Here is an 18,699-nt window from a genome sequence, read left to right as displayed (position 1 = left end):
GAAGAAAAGTCGAATTTGGAGATCGACTAAACTTCATCTGCAACATTTTGGAGAATGCTGTCGCGGCCGAAAACGGTCGTTTTGGGTCTGCTGATGGTTTGTTTGACACCAAGGTTTACGCTGCCAGAGCGACAGACTCGATCATTGTAGCCTCGAATTGGATCGGGGTCATTTTCCCCAAACCTTCAGCAGACCCTTCCCATCAGGAATGATCGTGCACCTCCTGCACTGTTCTATTAACAGATATTGTTGTAAACGACGGGGCTACGACCGCGCTGAACATCCTGCACCACGCTTAAGTTTTAAGAGCCCTTAGCCTCGATGGCCCGGGAGAAAACACACTTAAATACGTGAAGTCCCGAAAACATCCTCCGGGACTTCACGCTACGTTCAGTTATTATCGGTTTGAGTGTTTTGCTTTCTCTTGCCACGTGCCGAAACCGGGTCGCCCGGAATACCATATGAAGAATCCGGCAGCTGAGGTACCTCCGCCTAGAATAAACATCCACCAGGGGAACCCCGGAATATCGGGCTGTTCGCCGATGACGTTCAAGTCTTCTTCCGGCGTGGGCAGAACCCGCTGGCCAGTGACTAGAATGCGTTGGGTATTGATTCCCAATGGCGTGCAGGTCACCAACGTCACCAGGTCCTGGTATGGCACCTGTCTAAGAGATTCAGTTTGGTCAGGGTCCACCACCGTGGTACTCATAACTTGATAAGTGAGCACTTCGCCCATGACTTCAAGGCTGAAGGTATCGCCTTCGTGGACTTTATCCAGGTTGGAGAACATCGTGGCATGAGCCAGCCCGCGGTGTGCGGTGAGCACCGAATGCGTTCCCTCGCCACCCACTGGCAGGGAAGTCCCTTCCAAGTGTCCTGCCCCGACCTCCAATGTCGCATCCGAGGTGCCATGATATATGGGCAAATCCACATTGATGGTGGGGATGCGTAGACGGGCCATGATTCCGGTGCTGTCGGCTTGAAGCATTTTCCAGTACTCCATGGACTGGTCATTGCTTCTTCCCTCACCCTGGGGGATATTGGCGTTGGGCGCCAGCAGGGCTCCGGCCTGAAGTGCCTTGTTGTATTCCCTGGCTGATTTCAGCTGCTCGGCCACCGAAGGGCTGACGCCCTTTTGCACTTGAGAAGAATAGTTTTCGATCAGTTGGGACTGGCTGTATTGCGACACCCAGCTTGCCACCGAGGGATACATGAAGACCAAGAGGCCTAGCCATGCGGTCAAGGCGGTGAATACCAGGGGCCATTTAGCGCGCCAACGGCGCCCCACGGATTCCTGCCCGTGAGACGCCGTTGAATGGTTCTGGCTAGCTACGCTGCTTGGCACGCTTCATTACCAAGATTGTCGCCGCGAGACCGATGACCAACATGCTAGCGCCCCCGAGCATCAGCAACAGCTGTCCCTGGGCGCCGGTCAGTGGCAAGTCCGGCATGTCCTGCTTGGTATTGTCCAAGGTCAGGTCATAACCTGTGGTCCCTCCGATAGTCACCGCAACCGGCTTGAATGCGGCGTCCCCGGTCGGCAACACGTAGCCGGCCGGTGCTTTGACTTCCTGCACCACGTAGCAGCGGGTTGCAGCATTCACCGACGGGTTTTCACTGTCCGACACGAAGAGGCCGGGCACTGTCACCAGGCCATCAGTGGATGTGAAGACGGTTTCCCCGTTAACTGACACCGGTGAACCGGTGCTGGCTCGTTCAATGGAGCAGGTTCCGGCATAGGGTGCCGAAGCCTCGAAGATGCGGAATTCGGCTCCGTTCAGACCTGTACCTGTTTCGTTGGCATCTTGCTTGAACAGGCGCACATCGCCCCAGTGCGAAGTCACGACATTTGAGGGTGTGCTTGGTGGCACATTCGGGTTCTGCGGATCGAACGGATTGAACGGGTTCTGTGGATCCACCGGGACAGTGGGGACCACCGGTCCACCTGGGGTCAGGGGAGGAAGTTCCGGGTTTACCGGTGGTTGTGGACGCACTTCGTTCTCGGTGGTGAGGAACGCTTGGTTGAAGATCCGACCATCCTGCAGTCCGGTGTCTTGTACCTGGGTGAGGGAGGTGACGGTACCGGAGAATACTGTCACAAGGTCCTTGCCACCCTGGCTCTTCAGCCAGGTAAGTCCCGCCTGGTTGAACGAGACCATTAATACGTTGCGATCGCGCTTCACCGTGTAATAGGAAGAACTCACTGCAACACCGCCGATTTCCACGCTGTCCACGTCGGTGGGGCTCAGGCGCGTGTCCATCGGATCAGTCACCGTGTAGTTCAGGAACTGGGCATTATCGGCAATGCGCGGGATCCCGGTGGTGGTGGGGAACCGAAGCACAGTACCCAAACCGAGCTCGTGTGCGGAATCAACGGTCTTTGACACCGTGACGGCCTTGCCGTTCTTGGGGTAAGCGTGAACATCGTAGATCCAGCCGTCGCTATTGGTCGGTGCCCCGGCCTGGTTGTCCGGGAAGGGGACTGTCACGATGAAGGGGTTCGCCTGCTCATTGATGTTGGCAGCAGCGGTAGCCCCGGTTTCACATACCAGATAGGCTGCTACAGGAAGTGCACCCAGCGTGGAAATGCCCTGGGCGTTGGTAACACCAAATGCACGCCCCGCACCGAGCGTCTGACCCTCCAGAGTCGGAGTGCCGGAAACATTCAACGCAGGGCACGTGGCACTGGCCAAGGGGTCGATCGAGCTCAGGGTGTCCCATGCCGTGGGATCCTGTAGGTTCAACGAGCTAACAGGGTAAGCCGTAAAAGTCACCCCGGCAATCGGGTTGGCCAATGTTGAACCGTTGCCCTCAGGATCTGCGATGACAGGGCTGTTGGTGCCCTGGTGTTCGTGCTTGTGGATGGTGATCGATCCGGTTTTGGCGAAGTCAATGTCTCCATTGACCGGCGATGCTGAAGCCGGGGAAACAATGGCCAGGGAGCCGATAGCAGTCACCCCAAGCATGGCGGCTAGGCGGGTGCCCCATCGGGGGCGGCGATTCTCAGTCACAAGAGATTCCTTTCACGGTGCGTATCTGTGATGTTGAGGTAGTTGAAGGCAGTATTTCGGTAGAAATCTGCCCGGTGGGATGAACCTTAGGATTGTCCGTGGCGACGGTTCCGTCGCAGAAAATACCACAGAAAACCCATGGACATAGCCACTAGTGCGCCGCCCCCGAGCAAGAACATGTCCGAACTCAATCCACCGGTAAACGGCAGGCTGGGAACTGTCTGCTGTCGGTTGACAAAGGGATCGGCAAACTCGTATTTCAGGTTCTGCACGGTGATTTGGAAGCTGTGAGGTGTTTGGTCACGGACATACCCAGCCGGAGATTTTTGTTCCACGAGGGTGTATTTACCCTGTTCCAGCTCCCCGATTTCTAGGAAGCCGGGGCGCGGATCCCTATCGGAGAATACGGAACTTGGGCAAGGTAGTTCCGTGCAGTCCACTACGACGGTGTTGCGAGGTACGCTGGGACCGCTGAGCGACCATGTGGATCCTGAGAGGTGAACCCGTTGAGGTCCTGTTCCTTCATTGACCTTTTGCCAGAGAGCGGATCCGGCGATCGGCTTGTTCTGGAAAGTGCACTCCACACGGTTGCCCGGTCCAAGATTGTCGATAGCAACTCTTTCAGAAGTGATTTTCACAGTCCGCACGGCTCCCCTCGGTGGTGTAATCCTGCATACGCCACCGGCCACTTCGTAGCCTGGCTGTTGGGTCTCGGACACTGTCAGGTTCGTGGTGGTCCGGGAAGTTGGGTAGCGAATCCCCCATGGTGAACCCAGGGAACCACTTGCGACGGTGCGCTTGGTGGCCGGGTCGGTTTCGTTGCTGGGGAAGACTGCGCCACCGGTACCGCCAGCAATTTCCGCACTGATTTCCCACCCGGAGCCCGGTGCAGGATTCTGCCCACGAACATCAAGTAATTCCTTGGTCACCATAATGGTGGTGTCAAAGACTGGCTCGTTCACGATTGTGCATGAGAGGACCTGTCCGCCCTTGCCAGCAGGAACGGAGGGCAGCGTCGCCTGACGCAAATTGCCGCTCACGTTTAGGACCCCATCGGCAAAGACCTCAGTGGAATCACTCCATCGGCAGGTATAGCTAGAAATATAGGTATCAAGGTTGGAAGTCCCGGCAGCTGATTCACGGATGGTGTACTGCTCGCCCACGGTGACCACGGCCGGTCCGGCAACCTGTGATTGTACACCAGTGGTGGTTCCGGTCGTGGTGAATTGCTGCACCGCATCAGTCCTCCCTGTGGCATAAATACCGAGCGTGAATTGATCTGACGCGGCACTGCGGTCGGCGACGTCTTTTTGCAATCGCATGGTTGGCGGCAGACCACAAGATGCTAGGTCAACAATATTTGCCTGAGTTACCGGGTCACCGATGAGTGCGCCGGTGCTGGGGTTTAGGCGGTTGTACCCGGCACTGTTGGATACAAATAGCTCACCGTTGGCGTCGAATGCCATGCCGTTAAACACCTGCGTGGTGGAACCCGTAAGCGTTGACAACCTGACAGCTGTGGTGTTGGTCGTGATGCTAGAGGGCATGGTGCGTGGCAGCTGGGCAGAATCCAGGCGTGCCAGCACCGTCGTGTTGTTCACCGAATTGGTTCCGCCCGGACTCCACACCATGTAGAGATTTCCTCGAGCATCAAAGGTCAAATCTCCATTGTTGGAAGTGACATTATAGCTATTGGGGACTTGGATGCTTCCTGCCTGCCAGTAAGTCGTTCCACCGGCGTAGGCATAGATCAACAGTGTCGCGGGCGCTCCAGGAGCATAGCCGCCGAAGTAGTAGATGCCGGTGGTTGGATCAACTGCTCCGGAGACGGTCGAAGGCACGTTAACGCTTCCGGTTTGCCCGGTCGCCCGGCTCAACCCGGCGATTGTCGTCGCTGCGGCACTTCCTGCGGACCATTTTGCAATGTTCACCGTGCTTCCGCTGCCGCCGGCAACGAAAGCCTCGGTGCCATCGAGATTGATCGCAAACGCGTTGCTGACCCCGGCAGGGACCGTAAACATTGTGGTTCCGACACCGGTGGCTGAAATTTGTGAGACACGGTTGGCATTGTTATTCACGGCGTAAACCGTCCCTGGTGTGCAGATAAGTCCCGAAGCAGGCTTAACCCGAGTGTTCATCGTGCAGCCCAACGTTTGACCACTGCGCTCCCCCGGGATCGCCGCGAGCATGGTTTGCATCCGGTTGTTGGCTCCCAGAGTCAAGGCACCACGAGAATAGAGCGCATTATCGCCACTCCATCGGCATTCGTAGGTCACCGTGTAATCGCCCATGACCGAGGAGCTCCCGGGAGCCATCCGCTGGGAAATCGTGTAGTTTTTCCCAACTTCCGCCACAATGGGTCCGGCGAATCCGGGCTGAATTCCCGTAGTGGCACCCGTGGTGGTGCCCGACCCTGCAACCGTGGTTTGGCTGCTTGCCAGAAGTTCTAGGATGAACTGGTCGTTAGGGTTCTTTCGGGTGCTCTGCAGATTGGTACGCAATTCCAACTTGGGCTGAAGCTGCTGCTTTGCGGTATTCGTCACAACACAGTTCAGCGTCATGCCTTCATTGGCCGCAGGGATCTCCGGCAGCGTCCGTTGTGCTCGTCCGCTGCGGCTGTTGTAGCTCAGTGTCCCGGTGGCAAAAGGTTCGCCAGCCTGCCCCGCCCAGCTGCACTGGTAGGAGGCCTCGTAGTCGCCAAGGCTTGCTCCACTGACACCTACCTCGCCCAGGGTGTAGACGGTGCCAACCGTAATACCGAGTGGTCCAGCACTCTGTTTCTGGATGCCCAGGGTACTGCCCACTGTGGTGGCACTGGTGAGATCATCGGTGCTTCCTGAGATGCGGAGGTCGAACTTGAACTGGTCGGTTCCTTGAGCTCGGCTTTTGATATTTTTTTGTAAGACGATGCTGGTGGAAACCCCGCAACTAGCCAGGTCGCTACCGACGAATCCGGTTTTGGTGACCATTCCGGTGACCTGACCGGTCGCACGGTTCAGCGACCCAATGGTTGTATCGGTACCATCGGACCCCTGAACAAAAGTTCCTCCCAGAGAGCCGGTGGCCAAGCCGTTCAACGACATCCCTTCCATCCCATGAATGGTCGAGAGAAGCCCGGCAGATACTGTGGGGGATCCCGCAGTAGTAGGGATCTCGGTGGAGGGCACTGAGGCTAAGAACGCCGAATCGCCTGTTTCCGAGCTCCAGAGCAATGAGAGGTCTCCCCGCGAGTCGAAAACGAGGTCGCCTATTCCGGAAGATGTCGCTGCGGTGGGCATCTTAACCCGCGCGACCTGGCCCACCAGGGAGTTTGCAGCCAGGTCGTAGGCGTACAATTCGTAAAAAGTCGTGCCTTGGGCCTGCATGTACCCACCGAAGTAGTAGTGCGTGTTGGTGGCATTGATCGCGCCACCGCTCACCTTCGCGAAGGCGACCTTAACGGAGGAAAGCTGTTCGGAGCCGCCGGACTGTCCGCTCATCCGTTGGATGTTAACTGACTGCCCTACTTGAGAGGCAGCATAGGCGTGTGTCCCTGTCTTGGTGACCGCCAGGGCATCGAGTGGCGCGTCCCTGAAGGAGCCCGTTGCATCATCGGAAATGGCACGTTGGGTCGAAACACCGTGGACGCTACCGACCTGGGAAATGGTGTAGACCCCCGCAGTGCAGTAGTTGCCACCGATCACACTTCGGGGGGCAAAGTTTATTTCTTCGGGCTCGGAGGAACTTGAAGGTGTCAGGGACACGACCGGTGGCTCGGATTCACTGGGATCCTGGATCGCCGTGGGAGCAGGTGCTTCCGTGGGTCCGGGTGCTGCTGAACTCTTAGGAACTCCCGACGTAGATGGGGATGTCATAGGTGAGGATTCCACCCCAGTAGGGGAGGTTTCTGCAGGTTTAGTGGTACTTGGTGTTCCGGGTGAAGCAGCCGGTGCTTCGGTGGCACTCGGGGTTGACTCAACAAAACCCGAGGACTCGGGTGATCCGGAACCGCTGCTCGAGTTTTCAGGAGATTCCGTGGATGCGTTCGATAACCCACTTCTCCCGGTTGGAGCGGCAATTTCCGATGCTGCCGCGACGGATGGCGTCAGCACCAATGCCGCAATTACAGCTCCGGCAAGGCTGCGTCTGATACGCGTTGCCCATCGTGCAGGAGATAGTTTTATTTCCTGGCTTGAACTCTGTCGTCCGTCATGTGACGCACCCGCGGAAGCGTTTGGATGCAAGGTTTTTCTCCTGAGAAGGGGAATATGTGAGTACCGTTTTCGAATCCCAAAGGCAATCGTTGATTCTGATCATAGCTGTTCCGGACAGCACCTATGTGTTAAACCACAGTCGATAGCCCAATGAGCAGCGTTATCTCGGCAGGAGCCAACACACTTCTCTAGCGGAACACTTTGAGCTCATTAATTGTCTCAGACTGAAGCGATCCTCCAAATCAAATACATGTATGCCGAAAACTTAAATACATGGACCGATTGCTGGCCGGTGTCGGCCACGCGGAAACAATCCCTCGCAAACGACCGAAATCTCCTTATGTTCCCTTCGCAAGGTCAACGGGCATGGCTCTATAGCAACTTGATGCTTTTGAGTACCAAACTGCCAAAAATCAGCTCATCACCGTATATCAACTCATTAATGGTGCCAGCAGATTCGAGGTTGGCTCCCGAGCGTTCCAACGCCACGAAAACAGCCAGGATGCTCAAGAAGTACTCGTGCATGCCATCGATGTATACGGGGCTCCGCCCGAACCAGGTGCTAAAAAAGCGAAGAACCGAACGGTGCGTTTTTATCTGTCAGTAGACCGTTTGCGAAGAGGTAGATGGAGAATTCGGTTTCAGCCGAAAGATTGAAACCGAATTGCCCATCCTCTGAAAAATCCTGTTCGGATTCTGACCCCCTTATAACTTACTGGGCAACATGCAACTACGGAAGCTCTTTGATTCTGCGGTAAAGCGTAGCCCTCGACATCCCCATATCCTTGGCGACCTGCGTAGCTGGTTCGCCGGCCTGAATGAGTTTTGCTGCAGTGCGGATCTGCGATTCTGTGAAGGTCTGGCGTCGGCCGCCGAGGTCGCCGCCAGTGGTGCGGCGTTTGGTGACGGAGTCGGTGATGCGTTCGCGTTTGATCTCCAACTCCATTTGGGCCAGGGCTGCCATAACGGTGAAGACCATGGCGCCCATGGGGGTTTTGGTGTCTACGTCGCCGCCGCCGAGGTTCAGCACCCGTAGTCCGATATTGCGCTCACGAAGTTCTTGGGCGAGGTCGAGCATTTTCTGGGTGGATCGTCCGAGCCGGTCCAGGGTAGTGATCACGAGGGTGTCATCCGGATGCAGGGCGGTCAGTGCTTTATCCAGTCCTGGGCGTTTGGCGAGTGCTCCGGATTGGCCATGGTCGATATAGAGGTCATCACGGCGGACCCCGGCTGCAAGAAGATCCTGGATTTGTCGGTCGGCATCTTGGGCTTTGGTGGATACGCGGGCGTAGCCGATCAGTTTGGTCATCGGTCCTTCAGGAAGTGTCTCGCAACTAATGGTGTTGACATGATTTTACGTCATTGGTTGCGACACATAGTTGCGAGAATTTTGGACCATTGAGTTCCCGCGGATTTTTCATCAGGAGCGTGGTGCGTGGTGAGACGTCTTGCAACCTATGGGTTGAGATGAACTGGAGCTGCCGTATGAGTGTGGGGTGAACTAAGAGCACATACCACCGTCGTTGCCGGGGTATGCGCTCTTAGGCTATGGCCTCTAGGTAGTTTTGAGGTTTTGCGTTAGTTGACGGGGTAGTGCGTTTGGTTCATGACCGTGAATTTGCTGTCGAAAGGCAAATGCATAGGGGCTAATGTAGGTCCGTCCCAGCAGAACATGCGTCCAATGGAGCGTTCATGTTTGAGGTCGATGACGACGAATGATTCAACGGGCATGACGGTTTCGCTCCAGTAGAGCAGTACGACGTCGTCGGCGAGCTCGAAGACCCGGATGGGATCAACGTCGCCCAGCCCGCTTTCTGCTCCTTCGATGCAGTACCAGACGAAGGTGCCGGTGTTGAGGTAGATGTGTTCGTAGCGTTCTGTGGGGCTGTAACGGTAAAAGATTCGCTTGCCGACCAGTTCTTCGCTTTCGGCGCGTGGTTCGATGTCGCCGGTACCTGAGATGCGTCCGGAGAGGAACTCGGTGTGCATGCGGACTTCACCGTTGCGGTTGACGAAGGATGAGTCGGCGACGGTGACTTTGCCGTCGGCGCGATTGATGATCATCGTAACGTCGTGGGTGTTGGTCCCTTCGCCTTTGAGGAAGTCCACGTAGAAGATTTCTTCGCGTACTTCTACCGCTCGATAGGGGTGTGTGGCGGTCATTCCAGTGTTCTCGCCAGTGGTGATGGTCCAGGTAACGTGATTGTTTTCGAATGAATGGGTGATCGTCCATCCGTTGTTGAAGTTGATAGTTAGGGGGTTTTGTTCGAGCTTGTGGGTAGGTGGAAGGTCGGGGCTTCCGAAGCCTTCGAGCATTGCGGTGACAGCTGGCCATTGTTCTTGTGGGACATAGCCTTGGGGGGTGTGCTGGTTCAGGGACATGCCGTATTTCCGTTCGGGTTGTTGGGTTTTTAGATGGGGATTGTGGGAACTAAATTCCCGAGTCTTGGTAGTTGATCTGTGGTTTTCGGATGGTGATGACCAGGCCCAGGAAGAATGCTGCCGGGATGAGTAGCAGTAGCCATTTGGCGATTCCGCCGGCCCCGCCTAGGAGCGCATCGTAGTTTGTAATGGCCAGGTATCCGATGAGTAAGAAGGCGATGCTGGACAAGACGGGGGCGATTTTTGTGGCCCAGAGGTTCTCTCCTGGCTGATGGCGTGCGAAGTAGATGATGATGGCCACCGAGGTGAGGATCAAGATGGTGATGAATCCGGCGGTGCCCAGCGCTACGAGCCATGCGAAGACAGTAGTAATGGGATCAGCTCCCAGCGCGAGGAAGATGGAGATGATGAGAAGTACTCCGAGCCCATTGATTAGCGCCGCGGTGGATGGGGCGCCGCGATGATTGGTATGTGAAAGTTTTGCGGGAAGTGTTCCTGCTCGTCCTAATGCGAAGAGGTAGCGGGAGAACATGTTGGAGAGCCCTAGCAACATAGCGATGAAACTTGTGACGACAAGAATTTGCATGGCCGTGCTGAGCCAGGAGCCAGCGTTAGTTTCTGCCAGTGCGAAGACAAGGCCCGCTGGATTGTCCGAGGCTGCTGATTGAATGTTGTCGATGCCGATGGATCCGCTAATGGCCCATGTGGAGAAGGCATAAAAGACTCCCACGAATCCGATAACGAGGTAGAGGGCGCGGGGGATGGTTCGACGCGGATTGACTGCTTCTTCGGCAAATACCACCGTGGCTTCGAAGCTGGTGAAGCAGGTAAAAGCGAAAAGCAACGAGATTCCTATACCGGGACCCAAAACTGACTGCGTGGTGAAGCCGTTGAAGGTGAAGATTCCCCAACCATGTTGAACAATCAGGGAAATGATTAAGGCGGCGATTACCAAGGTCTCACCGACAATGAGTACTCCCAGGACTTTGAGGCTTGCATCAACACCGCGAATTGTCAGGGCGGTGGTGAGCGTTAGCGCTACCACAATCCAGAGGTACACCGGTATGCTCGGCCCGCCTAAACCAGTGACAAGTTGCTGGGCGAAAGCGCCGAATTGTGCCCAAAGACCAGATTGCAGGGACAGATAGGTCAGCACGGCGATACCAGCGGCTCCGGTTGCCCACCGCGAACCCAGCCCTTTCGCGATATATGCAACGAATCCAGCTGCATTCGTGATTTCTCGGCTCATTCTGAGATAGCCCACCGAGAAAAGCGCAATGAGTAAGGCAGCAATGGCGTATACGACCGGTGTTCCAGGGCCACTGGCTGAGAAGATCACAGGGCTCGCCCCGACGACTGCAGCGATGGGGGCCGCTGCGGCTATGACGAAGAATGCGATAGCTAAGACACCGAGGCGATCTGCCTTGAGCTTCGAGCGTCCTGAGGAGTGGAGCTCGGGTGCAGAGGATTTGCGTTCCATGGAGAAGCCCTTTCGAAGTCGTATTCATATCAAGGGCTGCCAGGCTGGAAAGTTTGAGTGTGCCGATGATCAGTCAGCGGCAGAAGTCCAGGAGCGTTGCCTTGTGCGATACATCACTTAGAAACTGTACAGCTGTCTAGTTTGAAGCGTCAAGAGGAACGCGGCAGCTTCGAAATTTTCAGCGCAGAACTCCTAGACTGAGGTTTATGAGTGCTACGAAGGACCGCCTGTCCTATGGCGAAGGTCGAGAGGCGCTAATGCATGCCGTCATGCATATAGTGGCAATGAAAGGGCTCCGGGGGGTGACCTACCGTGCGGTTGCTGCCCAGGCGGGCGTAAACCACAATCTGATTGCGCACCACTTCGGAACGTTGGAGGCTTTGCTCACCGCAACAATGGAGCAAGCGGTAGACGGGGCGATTAGGAATACCGAATTGGCGCTTTTCGCCGATTTAGATGAGCGATATGCAGATGTTCTGATCGCCTCGGTCTCCAGTGAACCTGAGGTCCACCTCTTTCAGTTTGAGATGCTCCTGGAAGCTCGTAGACGTCCCGATCTTCGAGATCCCATGAGGCGCCTATATGAAAATTACGTCGACTCTGTGCAGGCGGCTTTGCAAGCTCGCGGTGTACCGTTAGGTCATGATCTTAGTACCGCGATTTTTGCGGCCTTGGATGGGCTCATGTTGCAATTTCTCACGATTGGGAATCCGGAGCACATCAGAATAGCTGTCATCACTTTGGGGAAAATGGTGGCTTCGGTTTCAAAGCAGGGGCAATCTGAGGCGCATTAAAAGTGCCGACCACCCTTCTAGTGGTACGACCCGGAGCGATTTGATCGGTACAGACACTGGGCTTCAAGGCTCTGCCCCTGGGTGCTAGTTGCTGGAACTTTGGGAAGATTGGGCTCAGTGGCAGATGGAAAATCGCCGAGCGCCTTCGCTACTTTCTCTGAAGTGCCCGGTAGACGGTGCTTCGGCTGACGCCGAGTACTTCACCGATTTGCGCGACGGTCATGTCGCGCTGTTCATAGAGTCTTTTGGCGGTGCGCAGTTTGTCGGGGGAGAGGGACGAGGGGCGGCCTCCGGTGCGACCACGGGCGCGCGCGGCGGCTAGGCCGGCGTTGGTGCGTTCGCGGATGAGGTCTCGTTCGAATTCGGCGAGGGAAGCGAAGATGTTGAACACGAGTCGGCCGCCGGAGGAACTGGTGTCGATATTCTCCTGCAGGGATTTGAAATCGACACCTTGTTGCTGCAACGCGTCCATGTGGTTAATCAGGTGACGGATAGACCGCCCCAGTCGATCTAGCCGCCAGACCACAAGAGTGTCCCCGGGGCGAATCTGGTCCAGGAGCTTATCGAGCTCTGGCCGTGATTCGAGAACGCCGGAGGCAGTGTCTGTGAAGATGCGATAGCAACCGGCTTTGGTGAGTGCATCGAGTTGGAGTTGTGCGTCTTGGTCGCCGGTGGAGACTCTGGCGTATCCGAGGAGGTGTCCCATGGATCTAAATGTATCAATACTTGTGGGACGGTCATTGTTTTGACGCATAGTTTGTGAAACTGAGTTCTGCGACATATCGCATTTAAAAATCTGTTGAGTTTTCGACCTTCAGAATTTTTCGGTGAAGCCGACGCACGAGTGTGTCATAAACGACCGTATCTGACCCGGTTTATTCACTAATTGATCTCTAGGCGGTACCCCATGCCCGGGGAGGTCAGCAGGTGCACCGGGTTCGCCGGGTCGGCCTCGATCTTGCGGCGCAGCTGGGAAATGTATAGCCGCAGGTAGCCGGTGTCCGCGACGTGCTCCGAACCCCAGATCTCGGTGAGCAGCATCTGCCTGGTGACCAGCTTGCCCTCGTTGCGCGCGAGGATTTCCAGTACCTTCCATTCGGTGGGGGTCATGCGGATTTCAGCGCCGTGTTCGTCCAGCACCCGCTTGCTGCTCAGGTCCACGACGACCTTGCCCAGGCGCAGCACTGCCTGGGTTTCCACCGCGCCGTGCCTCCGGCCCAGGGCCCGCAGCCGGGCGAGCAGCTCGTCGATGTCGAAGGGCTTGGTCAGGTAGTCGTCCGCCCCGGCATCCAGCGCCTGCACCTTGTCCACCGCGTCGGTGCGCCCGGAAACCACCAGGATCGGCGCCCGGCTCCAGCCGCGGATGCCGGCGATCAGCTCCAGCCCGGTCAGCCCCGGCATACCCAGGTCGATCACGTACAGGTCCGGACGGTGCTCGATGGCCAGGTTCAGCGCGTCGGCCCCGTTGGCCGCGCCGAGCGCCTGGTAGCCGCGGGCGCGCAGGATCACGTGCAGCGCCCGCAGGATCTGCGGGTCGTCGTCCGCAATCAAAATCTTCATCAGCCGTCCTTCTGCGTGGCGGAAACCAACAGGTCAACCACCATGGTCAGCCCGCCGCCGGGGGTGTCTTCAGCGTACAGCGCCCCGCCCATGCCTTCGATGAATCCCTTGGCCACCGCCAGCCCGAGCCCCAGCCCTGTCTGGTTGTCGGTGTCGCCCAAGCGCTGGAAGGGCAGGAACATGGTCTTCTTGCGGCCCTCGTCCACCCCGGGCCCGCTGTCAGCGACGCGGATCTGCACGGTATCCCCCAGCGCGCTGCTGCCCACCAGCACCGGCTTGCCGGCATTGAAGCGCAGCGCATTGGCCAGCACGTTCACCAGCGCGCGCTGCAGCAGCACCGGGTCGGCGTCCACTGCCGGCAGGTCCGCGTCCAGGTCCAGCTGGATCTGCGCCGGGCCGGCGCCCAGCTCGTCCAGCGAGGCCAGGATGACCTCGTCCACGTAGATCCGCTGAGGATGCACTGCCAGCGCTCCGGCCTGCAGCCGGGACACATCCAGCAGGTCGGTCACCAGCTCGGCCAGCGCATGCAGGGACTGGTCGGCGGTGCTGAGCAGTTCGCCGCGGTCCTCCTCGGAGAACTGGATGTCGGTGGCCTTCAGGCTGCCCACCGCGGCCATCGCGGCGGCCAGCGGGCGGCGCAGGTCGTGGCTGACCGCCGAGAGCAGGGCCGAGCGCACCCGGTCGGTTTCGGCCAGCGGCTCCAGCTGGCTGGCGGTGTCCTCTAGTGCGCGTAGTTCGCGCAGCGCCGCGAGCTGCGCGGTGACCACCTGAAGCAGCCGGCGCCCGGTGTTCGGCACCGATCCGTACAGTTCCAATACCGCGGCGTCGTCCACGCTCAGAACTTGGTCCGGGGCGCCGTCGGCGGCGCCCACGAGATCGATTTCGCGGCCCGCGTCCACCAGCCGCGCGGCTTTGAGGCCGAAGGCCTCGCGGGTGCGCTCGAGCAGGGCGTGCTGCGCGTCCTGGCCGCGCAGCACGTTGCCTGCCACGGCCTGCAGCATTTGCGATTCGCTGGCCGAGCGGCGCGCGTTGCGGGTCTGCCGGGCGGCCAGGTCCACCACGTAGGATGTGATCAGCCCGGTGAGCACATAAAGCCCCAGGGTCAGCACGTGCACCGGCTCATAAACTGTGACGGTGTACAGCGGCTCGATGAAAAAGAAGTTCAGGCTGACCCCGGAGCCGATCGCGGTGCACAGCGCCGGCCACTTGCCGCCGGCGACCGCGGCCAGGGTGACCAGCAGCTGGTAGCCCAGGGCGGCCGCGCTGAGCGTGTCGGTGCTGAAGAATGCGGTCAGCAGCATGGTCAGCAGCGGCCCTCCGACCAGCGCCACCGCGAAACCCAGCAGCCGGCGGCGCAGCGACAGCGGCGGGCCGGGCCGCGGCAGCACCCGGTGGCCGTGGGCCGCGGCGTGGCTGACGATGTGCACGTCGATGTCCCCGGCGGCGCGGATGATGCCGGCGCCCATGCCCTCGCCGGTGAACAGCGCCTGCAGCCGGCTGCGCCGGGATTGGCCGATGACCACCTGGCTGGCGTTGACCTCCCGGGCGAATTCCAGCAGCGCCGCGGGGATGTCCTCCCCCACGACCTGGTGGTAGCTGCCGCCCAGCGACTCGGCGAGCAGGCGCTGGGCGCCGAGCTCGTGCGGGTCGCTGCGCCGCAGCCCGTCCTGGGTGCTCACATGCACCACGATCAGCGTGCCTCCGGCGGAGCGGGCGGCGATGCGTGCGCCGCGGCGGATCAGCGCTTGGCCCTCGGGTCCGCCGGAGAGCGAGACCAGCACGTTCTCGCGCGCCTGCCAGGAGCTGTCGATGCCGTGCAGCCGCCGGTAGTCAAGCAGCGCGTGGTCCACCTCGTCGGCCATCCACAGCAGGGTCAGCTCGCGCAGCGCGGTCAGGTTGCCCAGCCGGAAGTAGTTGGACATGGCCGCGTCGATGCGCTCGGCCGGGTAGACCGAGCCCTCGGCCAGCCGGCCGCGCAGCGCCTGCGGGGCCAGGTCCACCACCTCGATCTCATCGGCCGCGCGCAGCACCGCATCGGGCAGGGTCTCGCGCTGGCTGACCCCGGTGATCTTCTCGATCACGTCGTTCAGCGAATCCACGTGCTGGATGTTCACCGTGCTCAGCACGTCGATCCCCGCCTCCAGCAGCCGCTGCACGTCCTGGTAGCGCTTGGCGTTGCGGCAGCCGGCCGGGTTCGAATGGGCCAGCTCGTCCACCAGCGCCACCTCGGGGCGGCGGGCCAGCACCGCGTCGGTGTCCATTTCCGTGAGCGTCATCCCGCGGTGCTCGACCTCTTGGCGCTCGACGATTTCCAGCCCGCCCAGCATGCGCTCGGTCTCGGTGCGACCGTGGGTTTCTGCCAGCGCCACCACCACGTCCCGGCCCTCCGCCGCCAGCCGGTGCCCCTCGCGGAACATGGCGTAGCTCTTGCCCACCCCGGGGGCCGCCCCTAGGAACACCTTCAATCGGCCGGCAGCGCCCACGCGGCTACTCCTTGATCGCATCCAGCTGGAGATTCAGCTCCAGCACATTCACCCTGCCCGCGCCCAGGAACCCCGCATCCGGGCCCTTGGTCAGGCTGTGCACCAATTCTTGCACCTGCGCCGGGTTCAGCGCGCGCGCCGCCGCCACCCGGTTGACCTGCAGCTGCGCGTAGTCAGGGCTGATGTCCGGGTCCAGCCCGGAGAAGGAGGCGGTCACCGCGTCGGCCGGGACCTGCGCCGCGGGCACGCCGTTGAATTGCGCGATCTGTGCGCGGCGCTCGGTGATCTGCTTGGTCAGCTCCGGGTGGTTCGGACCGAGGTTGCTGCCGCCGGAGGCCAGCGCGTCGAAGTCCCCGGCCGAGGACCGCGGCTGGAAGTAGCGCGGGTCCGGGGAGCCGTCGGGCTTCAGGTACGCCTGGCCGATCAGGGCCGAGCCCACCGTTTGCCCGTGGTGCTCCAGCAGCGAACCGTTGGCCTGCGCCGGGAACACCACCTGTCCGGCGGCCGTCACCACCAGCGGGTAGGCGACACCCAGCAGCGCCACCAGCAGCGCCGTGGCGCGCGCCGCGGTCCACAACTGGCGCAGGATCGAGGTTGAAAGCTTCATGTCGTTCTCCTTCGTTGAAGTGCTAGAGGCCCGGCAGCCAGGAGATCAGCAGGTCGATCAGCTTGATCCCGATGAACGGGGCGATCACCCCGCCCAGGCCGTAGATCCACAGGTTGCGGGTGAGCATGCGCGAGGGGCTCATCGGCCGGTAGCGCACCCCGCGCAGGGCCAGCGGGATCAGCCCGATGATCACCAGCGCGTTGAAGATCACCGCAGAGAGGATGGCCGAGGAGGCCGAGTGCAGGCCCATGATGTTCAGCGCGCCCAGCCCCGGGTAGAACACCGTGAACATCGCCGGGATGATCGCGAAGTACTTGGCCAGGTCGTTGGCGATGGAGAACGTGGTCAGCGCCCCGCGGGTGATCAGCAGCTGCTTGCCGATGCGCACCACGTCGATCAGCTTGGTGGGGTCCGAATCCAGGTCCACCATGTTGCCCGCCTCCTTGGCCGCCGCGGTGCCGGAGTTCATCGCCAGCCCGACGTCCGCCTGGGCCAGCGCCGGTGCGTCGTTCGTGCCGTCGCCGGTCATCGCCACCAGGTGGCCGCCGTCCTGCTCGCGGCGGATCAGCGCCAGCTTCTCCTCCGGGGTGGCTTCGGCCAGGAGGTCGTCGACGCCTGCCTTGCGGGCGATCGCCGCCGCGGTGAGCGGATTGTCGCCGGTGACCATCACGGTGCGGATGCCCATGGCGCGCAGCTGCTCGAAGCGCTCAACCAGCCCGTCCTTGATGACGTCCTCCAGCGCGATCACCCCGAGCATGCGCGCGGGCTGCCCGGGACGGGAGTCGGCCAGCAGCAGCGGGGTGGCCCCGGCCGAGGCGATGGAGGAGACCGCGTCGCGCCAGAACTGCGCGTCGGCATCCTGCGGGTTGTACCCCTGCCCGACCGCCCAGGCCTCGACGGCGCTGGCAGCACCCTTGCGGATCTGCGTGCCGTCGGCCAAATCCAGTCCGGACATGCGGGTCTGCGCGGTGAACGGGACCACCAGCGCACGTTCGTCGGGCTGCGCGGCAACACCGCAGCGGGCGGCCAGCTCGATCACGGACTTGCCCTCCGGGGTCGGGTCGCCCTGCGAGGCGCGGACGGCCGCCAGCAGGACCTCCTGCTCCTCGAGGCCGGGCAGCGCGGTGACCTGGGTGGCCATGCGGTTGCCGTAGGTAATGGTGCCGGTCTTGTCCAGCAACAGCGTGCTCACGTCCCCGGCGGCCTCCACAGCGCGCCCGGAAGTGGCCAGCACATTGCGCTGTACCAGCCGGTCCATGCCAGCGATGCCGATCGCCGAGAGCAGCGCCCCGATGGTGGTCGGGATCAGGCAGACCAGCAGCGCGACGAGCACCGGGATGGACACCGTGTGCCCGTTGGCCGAAGCGATCGGGTTCAGCGTCAGCACCACCAGCAGGAACACGATGCCCAGGCCGGTCAGCAGCAGGTTCAGCGCGATCTCGTTGGGGGTTTTCTGCCGGTTGGCGCCCTCGACCAGCGCGATCATGCGGTCCACGAAGCTGGCCCCGGGCCGCGTGGTGATGCGCACCAGGATCTCATCGGAAAGCACCCGGGTGCCGCCGGTGACGGCACTGTGGTCGGTGCCCGCCTCGCGCAGCACCGGGGCGGATTCGCCGGTGATGGCCGATTCGTCCACCGTGGCGATGCCGTGGATGATCTCGCCGTCGCCAGGGATCAGTTCCCCGGCGCGCACGCGCACCACCTGCCCGATGGCCAGCTGCTGGCTGCCCACGCGGTCCACGCGCGCGTGCACAGCGCCAGGGTCTCCGGCTTCGTCGTAGTCCTGCACCACCTCGGCCAGGGTGTCGCGGCGGGTGGCCTTCAGCGATTCGGCCTGCGCCTTGCCGCGCCCCTCGGCCATCGCGTCGGCGAAGTTCGCGAAGATTACCGTGGCCCACAGCCAGGCGGCCAGCGCCCAGGTCAGCGGCGCCAGCTGCGCCTGCTCGGCGCCCAGCCAGCCGCTGGCGGCGGCCATGCCGGTGAGCAGCACCGCGCCGAGCAACACGATGAACATCACCGGGTTGCGCCACATCAGCCTCGGGTCCAGCTTGCGCACCGCGAGCTTCAGCGCGGACGCGATGGCGCGGGCGGAGAAGCTGGACGCGCTGCCCGGTTCGGGGTACGGCGCGTGCGGCCGCTCGGGCGCATCCGGCACGCGGTCGACGGTTGAATGGTGGATGCTCATTTTT

General features: G+C 60.5%; 12 protein-coding genes and 1 pseudogene. 2 read left to right on the top strand and 11 right to left on the bottom strand.

Annotated elements, in window-relative coordinates; translation table 11 throughout:
- Window positions 1-397: 397 nt before the first annotated feature.
- From ATC04_RS18130 to ATC04_RS18120, 3 genes are all read right to left on the bottom strand, one after another.
- Window positions 398-1,189, bottom strand: a complete 792-nt coding sequence (locus ATC04_RS18130) for a class C sortase (protein ID WP_235359868.1) — start codon at window positions 1,187-1,189, stop codon at window positions 398-400.
- Between the two features lie 136 nt (window positions 1,190-1,325).
- Complete coding sequence (locus tag ATC04_RS18125; RefSeq protein WP_052772174.1) at window positions 1,326-3,011, bottom strand: SpaH/EbpB family LPXTG-anchored major pilin; 1,686 nt, start codon at window positions 3,009-3,011, stop codon at window positions 1,326-1,328.
- Between the two features lie 86 nt (window positions 3,012-3,097).
- The gene (locus ATC04_RS18120; RefSeq protein ID WP_152666742.1) at window positions 3,098-6,490 is read right to left on the bottom strand and encodes a SpaA isopeptide-forming pilin-related protein; all 3,393 of its coding nucleotides are present in this window, start codon (window positions 6,488-6,490) and stop codon (window positions 3,098-3,100) included.
- A gap of 987 nt (window positions 6,491-7,477) precedes the next feature.
- Between ATC04_RS18120 and ATC04_RS19985 the strand changes: the two are divergent.
- Window positions 7,478-7,759: pseudogene (locus ATC04_RS19985) on the top strand (IS481 family transposase); the annotation flags it as partial.
- A gap of 175 nt (window positions 7,760-7,934) precedes the next feature.
- Here the strand turns inward: ATC04_RS19985 and ATC04_RS18115 are convergent.
- The 3 genes from ATC04_RS18115 to ATC04_RS18105 form a co-directional block, all read right to left on the bottom strand.
- Complete coding sequence (locus ATC04_RS18115; protein ID WP_047117825.1) at window positions 7,935-8,513, bottom strand: recombinase family protein; 579 nt, start codon at window positions 8,511-8,513, stop codon at window positions 7,935-7,937.
- A 269-nt stretch (window positions 8,514-8,782) separates the two neighbouring features.
- Window positions 8,783-9,586 (bottom strand): MoaF C-terminal domain-containing protein, encoded by an 804-nt coding sequence (locus ATC04_RS18110; protein ID WP_047117824.1) that lies wholly within the window; start codon window positions 9,584-9,586, stop codon window positions 8,783-8,785.
- Window positions 9,587-9,635: 49 nt separating this feature from the next.
- The gene (locus ATC04_RS18105; RefSeq protein WP_047117823.1) at window positions 9,636-11,066 is read right to left on the bottom strand and encodes an APC family permease; all 1,431 of its coding nucleotides are present in this window, start codon (window positions 11,064-11,066) and stop codon (window positions 9,636-9,638) included.
- A 206-nt stretch (window positions 11,067-11,272) separates the two neighbouring features.
- Between ATC04_RS18105 and ATC04_RS18100 the strand changes: the two genes are divergently transcribed.
- A complete protein-coding gene (locus tag ATC04_RS18100; protein ID WP_047117822.1) occupies window positions 11,273-11,860 on the top strand; it encodes a TetR/AcrR family transcriptional regulator in 588 nt (195 codons plus the stop codon).
- Between the two features lie 148 nt (window positions 11,861-12,008).
- Here the strand turns inward: ATC04_RS18100 and ATC04_RS18095 are convergent, their stop codons facing one another.
- From ATC04_RS18095 to kdpB, 5 genes are all read right to left on the bottom strand, one after another.
- The gene (locus ATC04_RS18095; protein ID WP_047117821.1) at window positions 12,009-12,566 is read right to left on the bottom strand and encodes a recombinase family protein; all 558 of its coding nucleotides are present in this window, start codon (window positions 12,564-12,566) and stop codon (window positions 12,009-12,011) included.
- Between the two features lie 176 nt (window positions 12,567-12,742).
- Window positions 12,743-13,420, bottom strand: coding sequence for a response regulator transcription factor (locus ATC04_RS18090; RefSeq protein WP_047117820.1), 678 nt, complete (start codon window positions 13,418-13,420; stop codon window positions 12,743-12,745).
- Entirely contained in the window at window positions 13,420-15,903 is a 2,484-nt protein-coding gene (locus tag ATC04_RS18085) for a DUF4118 domain-containing protein (protein WP_231736132.1), read from the bottom strand. Before ATC04_RS18085 ends, ATC04_RS18090 begins: the two co-directional genes overlap by 1 nt.
- Before the next feature lie 4 nt (window positions 15,904-15,907).
- On the bottom strand, window positions 15,908-16,510 hold the full coding sequence (gene kdpC / locus ATC04_RS18080) for a potassium-transporting ATPase subunit KdpC (RefSeq protein WP_047117818.1): 603 nt from the start codon (window positions 16,508-16,510) through the stop codon (window positions 15,908-15,910).
- Between the two features lie 22 nt (window positions 16,511-16,532).
- Window positions 16,533-18,695, bottom strand: coding sequence for a potassium-transporting ATPase subunit KdpB (kdpB, locus tag ATC04_RS18075; RefSeq protein WP_052772172.1), 2,163 nt, complete (start codon window positions 18,693-18,695; stop codon window positions 16,533-16,535).
- Window positions 18,696-18,699 lie beyond the last annotated feature (4 nt).

The organism is Arthrobacter sp. YC-RL1 (assembly GCF_001454985.1).
GTDB classification, from domain to species: Bacteria; Actinomycetota; Actinomycetes; order Actinomycetales; family Micrococcaceae; genus Glutamicibacter; species Glutamicibacter soli.
This window is presented reverse-complemented; position numbering and strand designations above follow the sequence as displayed.